The sequence below is a fragment of the Sphingobium sp. genome, from assembly GCF_041987595.1.
Classification (GTDB): Bacteria; Pseudomonadota; Alphaproteobacteria; order Sphingomonadales; family Sphingomonadaceae; genus Sphingobium.
In genome coordinates this window covers 1-5,033 of sequence record NZ_JBHIWJ010000165.1, presented here as the reverse complement: position 1 = coordinate 5,033, position 5,033 = coordinate 1, and the positions used below count along the sequence as shown (strand labels likewise).

General features: G+C 66.6%; 6 protein-coding genes. 2 read left to right on the top strand and 4 right to left on the bottom strand.

The genetic code is table 11. The features are described 5' to 3' along the window. Positions 1-261, bottom strand: a 261-nt coding sequence (locus ACFC3J_RS21945) for a cytochrome c peroxidase (RefSeq protein ID WP_375198076.1), incomplete at its 3' end; no start/stop codon positions are given. 148 nt (positions 262-409) lie between these two features. Between ACFC3J_RS21945 and ACFC3J_RS21940 the strand changes: the two genes are divergently transcribed. Together ACFC3J_RS21940 and ACFC3J_RS21935 are read left to right on the top strand one after the other, a co-directional pair. Further along, on the top strand, positions 410-1,531 hold the full coding sequence (locus ACFC3J_RS21940; RefSeq protein ID WP_375198075.1) for an efflux RND transporter periplasmic adaptor subunit: 1,122 nt from the start codon (positions 410-412) through the stop codon (positions 1,529-1,531). Beyond that, on the top strand, positions 1,521-2,915 hold the full coding sequence (locus ACFC3J_RS21935; RefSeq protein WP_375198074.1) for an efflux transporter outer membrane subunit: 1,395 nt from the start codon (positions 1,521-1,523) through the stop codon (positions 2,913-2,915). The genes ACFC3J_RS21940 and ACFC3J_RS21935 overlap by 11 nt, the downstream gene beginning before the upstream one ends. Here ACFC3J_RS21935 and ACFC3J_RS21930 read toward each other — a convergent pair. The 3 genes from ACFC3J_RS21930 to ACFC3J_RS21920 form a co-directional block, all read right to left on the bottom strand. Next, entirely contained in the window at positions 2,912-3,154 is a 243-nt protein-coding gene (locus ACFC3J_RS21930) for a hypothetical protein (RefSeq protein WP_375198073.1), read from the bottom strand. The genes ACFC3J_RS21935 and ACFC3J_RS21930 overlap by 4 nt on opposite strands. A gap of 29 nt (positions 3,155-3,183) precedes the next feature. Further along, positions 3,184-4,104, bottom strand: coding sequence for a formylglycine-generating enzyme family protein (locus tag ACFC3J_RS21925; RefSeq protein ID WP_375198078.1), 921 nt, complete (start codon positions 4,102-4,104; stop codon positions 3,184-3,186). Between the two features lie 145 nt (positions 4,105-4,249). Beyond that, positions 4,250-4,927 (bottom strand): TonB-dependent receptor domain-containing protein, encoded by a 678-nt coding sequence (locus ACFC3J_RS21920; protein WP_375198077.1) that lies wholly within the window; start codon positions 4,925-4,927, stop codon positions 4,250-4,252. Positions 4,928-5,033: the final 106 nt, after the last annotated feature.

Below are 5,033 nucleotides of genomic sequence, written 5' to 3'. Positions count from 1 at the left end.
GGACAGGTCGAAACCGCGCTTGGCCGCCTCGGGAACCGCGCGCTCGTCGCCCGCGATCCAGCGGTCGAAGGGCGCGGGTGTGGAGACGATCAGGCGCTCGAAGGTCGCGAGCGCGGCCTCGATCCGCTCGCGGGTCACCGCCGGGCCGGGATCCAGGGAGGCATCCGGGGACGCATTCGGGAAGGCGCCCGCGAAGGCAGCGGCGTAGGCGGGATCGGCCGCGAGGCTGATCCGGGGATCGATGGCGGCGGGCCGCCGCATGCCGTCCCGCGGCCTCAGGCCGCCGGCAGGGCGGCGAGGCGCGCGGCCGCAAACGTCACGGCTCGGGTTACTCGAAACTTCATGAGGTCACCTCGATCCCGCGGCGCAAGGCCCGGACAGCCGCACCCTGAAGCGCGTGGGGATCGGCGTGGCTGTCGTTGCCATCGCCCTTGTCGGTTTCGGCGTGGCGTCGCGGATCAGCGCGACGAACGAACTGAAGCAGGTCGCCGCCGACGCCGCCGTCCCTACCGTCGCCGTGGTGGTCCCCTCGGCCAATGGTCAGGGCGACGCGCTGGTTCTGCCGGGCAATGTGCAGGCTTTCAACAGCGCAGCGATCTTTGCCCGGACCAACGGCTATGTTCGGCGCTGGCTGGCGGATATCGGCGATCATGTGCGGGCGGGGCAGCCGCTGGCCATTCTCGACGCGCCGGAAGTTGACCAGCAGCTTGCGCAGGCGCAGGCCGATTATCAGACCGCGCTGGCGAACGAACGGCTCGCCGCGACCACGTCGAAGCGCTGGGCGTCGATGCTGGCGCAGGACGCCGTGTCGCGGCAGGAGGCCGACGAAAAGGCGGGCGATCTTGCGGCGCGCAAGGCGCTGTCCAACGCTGCCCTCGCCAATGTGAAGCGGTTGCAGGCGTTGCAGGGCTTTACGCGGCTGTCGGCGCCCTTCAGCGGCGTGGTGACCAGCCGGTCGGCGCAGATCGGTGCGCTCGTCGTCGCGGGCAATGCGGCGGCGCAACCGCTGTTCACCGTTTCTGACACCCACCGCATGCGCATCTATGTTCGCGTGCCGCAGGGCTATTCCGCTTCGGTGAAGCCCGGCATGGCCGCAAGCCTGACCCTGCCCGAATATCCGGGACGGACCTTCAGCGCGACGCTGACGAGCAGCTCTGGCGCGGTGGACGCCCAGTCCGGGGCGGTGCTGGTGCAGTTGCAGGCGGATAATGGCGATAATGCGCTGAAGCCGGGCGCTTTCGCCCAGGTCAGTTTCAAGGTCGGGGCGGGCGCGGGCAACGGCGTCACCCTGCCGGGCAGCGCCATCCTCTATGGCAATGACGGGCCGACAGTGGCCGTCGTCGGCAAAGACAGCCGGGTGACGGTGAAGCCGGTGACCATCGCCCGCGACGAGGGCGACAGGGTGCAACTGTCCGGCGGCGTCGCGCTGACCGACCGGGTGATCGACACCCCGCCCGACGCGATCCGCACCGGCGACCGGGTCAATGTGCAGACGCCTTCCGCCGGAAAGGGCGCCGCCCATGGCCGTTGACCGCAGGGTCGCGGCGCTGTTGCTGGCGGGTCTGGCCGGATGCTCGATGGCGCCGTCCTATCAGCCGCCCGCAACCGCCGTGCCGCAAAATTTCAAGGAGGTGGAGGGCTGGACCGCCGCCAAGCCGATGGATGGCGCATCGCGCGGGAAATGGTGGGAGGCCTTCAACGATCCGGTTCTGAACGATCTGGAGGCGCGGGCCGAACAGGCCAGTCCGACGCTCGCCGCCGCGCTTGCCCGTTACGATCAGGCGAGGGCGGCGGCTCGGGTGGAAAATGCCGATCTGTTCCCGGACATCGGCGTCGGCGCGTCGGCCAGCAAGAACCGGCTTTCGCAAGGGCGGCCGGGCAGCAACGGCGCGGTTTCCCGCTACGAGGATTATAAGGTCGGCGCTTCTCTGGCCTATGAGCTGGATTTATGGGGCCGCATCCGCAACGGGCTGAAGGCGGCGCAGGCCGATGCGCAGGCCAGCGGCGCCGATCTGGCATCGGCCCGGCTCAGCCTTCAGGCGGCGGTGGCGGATGCCTATGCGCGATTGCGCGGGCTGGATGCCGAAGCGGCGTTGCTGCGCCAGACGGTGGAAGCGTTCGACAGGGCTTATCGGCTGACGGCGACGCGGCATGATGGCGGCATATCGTCGGGGATCGACGTCAATCGGGCGAGGACGGTGCTCGACAATGCACGGGCGCAGATTTCCGCGGTCGCCAATGAACGCGCGGCGACCGAACATGAGATAGCGGCGCTGGTGGGCGCGGTGGCTTCCGACTTTGCCGTTCCGGTGCAGGTGCGGCCCCTGACCGCGCCGGCCCTGCCGGCGGGCGCGCCGTCGGAGCTGTTGCAGCGGCGGCCGGACATTGCAGCGGCCGAGCGGCGCATGTTCGCCGCCAATGCGCGGATCGGCGTCGCCAGGGCGGCGTTCTTCCCGACGCTGACGCTGGGGCTGTCGGGCGGCTATGAAACCACCCATGGCGAATTGTTCAGCAAGCCCAACAGCTTTTGGGGCCTGGGTCCGGCCTCGGCCGCGCTTGCCCTGTTCGACGGCGGGCGGCGCAGGGCGCAGGTGAAGATGTCCCGCGCCGAATATGAGGAATGTAGCGCCGATTATCGCGAAACCGTGCTCAGCGCCTTTCGGCAGGTGGAAGATGCGATCGCGGCCAACCGGCTGCTGGCCGATCAGGCGGTCGATCAGCGCGGCGCGGCCATGGCGGCGGGCCGGACCAGCGAACTGGCGCTGACCCGCTATCGCGACGGGGCGTCGGACTATCTGGAAGTGGTGACGGCGCAGACCGACGCGCTGGATGCGCAGCGGGCCTTGCTGGCGGTCGAGACGCAGCGGATGCGCGCCAGCATCGCGCTGGTCAGGGCTTTGGGCGGTCCGGCTTAATGCACCTCCGCCCTTAGCCGTTCGACAAGCTTTTCGATCTCATAAGGCTCCAATATCCAGGTGCGCGTTTTGCGGCCTTCCCGGTGGACGGGCTGGGTCAGCAGGACGCGGGCCTGTTCCTTCGCATGGGGCTTGAAAATGGCGAAATGCTGGGCGCAATCGCGGATCGTGCCGATGATCGGCGCCTTGCCGTCCAGGTCGATCATGGTGGCGGGCTGATCCCAGGGAATGGAGAGCATGATGGGTCCTGTCCTGAACGATAAGGGTGTCAGTGCGGCTCGCGGATGATGCAGCGGAAGCCGATATGGCTTGTGGAACTGTCCACCGATTGAGGATGGCGGGCGGCGGGGCGATAGCGCTGGCAGTAGCTGGGCGCGCAGAGATGCGAGCCGCCCTTCAGCACCTTTCGGGCCATGGGGACGGTCGGATAGGCGGGGTCAAGGCTCTCCCGCCGGGTCGCGCCGCGCGGGTTGGAGGGGACGCAGCAGCTCCCCTTCGCCTTTTTTTCGACCTTGGGCTGGGCATACCAGTCGGTCGTCCATTCCCAGACATTGCCGATCATGTCGTAAAGGCCATAGCCGTTGGCGGGATAGCTGCGCACCGGAGAGGTCCGTTCCCACCCGTCCTCCAGCAGGTTGCTGTAGGGGAACATGCCCTGCCAGGTGTTGGCGAGATGAACGCCGTCCGGCGCCAGTTCATCGCCCCAGGCATAGTCGGCGCCGTCCAGCCCGCCGCGCGCGGCAAATTCCCATTCGGCCTCGGTCGGGAGCGCCTTGCCCGCCCACCGCGCATAGGCTTCGGCATCCTGAAAAACCACATGAACGACGGGGTGATCCCATAATTCGTCAAGGTTGCTGTCCGGCCCGTGCGGATGGCGCCAGTCCGTGCCGAAGCTGAAATGCCACCACTGGCTGAAATCGTTGAGGTCGACCGGCATGGCGGTGCGCTGAAACAGCAGGGATCCAGCCCGTGCCATTTCCGGCGGCATGCCTGGATAGTCCCTGGGGTCCGGCGCAATCTCCGCAAAGGTGCGGTAGCCGGTGGCCTCGACAAATTCCGCGAACTGACGATTGGTCACTGGGGTTTCGTCGATCCAGAAACCATCGACGCGAACCCGCCGCACCGGCGCTTCTTCGGGGTAAAAGCGTTCCGATCCCATGGCAAAGGCGCCGCCTTCGACAAAACGCATGCCCTGCGTGATGGAATCCTGCGTCTCGATCATTGTCCGATACTTTCCTGTTCGCGGCCGACCATAGCGGCGGATGCGTCAGCTGTATCGGGTAAAAGAAGGACGCCGGAAGCGAAAGGGCTTCCGGCATCCGACTGATCCGGCTTCAGAAATCCTTGCGGACGGTCAGGCCGATCTTGCGGGGCGTGCCGATATTATAGCCCAGACGGCCCCGGCCGCCGCGCTCGCGATCCAGCGAGTAGCGCGGATTTTCATCGAACAGATTGTTCACGAACAGGGTCAGCGACAGGCCGCTGTCCCAGCTGATTCCGGTCGACAGATTGACCAGATTATAGGCGTCCAGCTTGTAGGAGCCGAAATTATAGGCGCCCGTGCCATAGGTGCCGTTGGCCGGATTATAATAGATGGAGTTGGTGAAGGTGCCGGCGCCCGGCTCCTGATCGGCGAGTTGGGTATAGCGGTCGCCCACATGTTGATAGCTGGCGGTGAAGGACCAGTCGGTTTCCGCGGCGATCTGGAGCGTATAGGTCGCCGCCGCCGCCATCTGGAACTTCGGAACGGTGGGCAGGCGGTTGCCCTTGCGGATGCCCGCGATGATCGCGCCGCCCGCATCGGTCACATTGCTGTCGATCTTTGAATCGATGTAGCTGCCGCTCAGCGAGAGATCGAGATTGGGTGAGACGCGGGCGTTGAATTCGGCCTCCAGTCCGGCCGTATGCGCCTTTGGCACGTTGAAGATGATGCGGGAGGAGCAGCTGCCCGCATCCGCCGTGACCTGCAAATTCTTGATGTCGTTGTAAAACACCGCGGCGTTGAAGGTGATGCCGTGGCGCGAGGTGCCGGGCTATGTCGTCGCCCAGGTCGTCGGCGGCGACGAGTCCCAGGTACGCCGCAACTCCTCCGAAGCCGGCGACGCCGACCATCGTGTT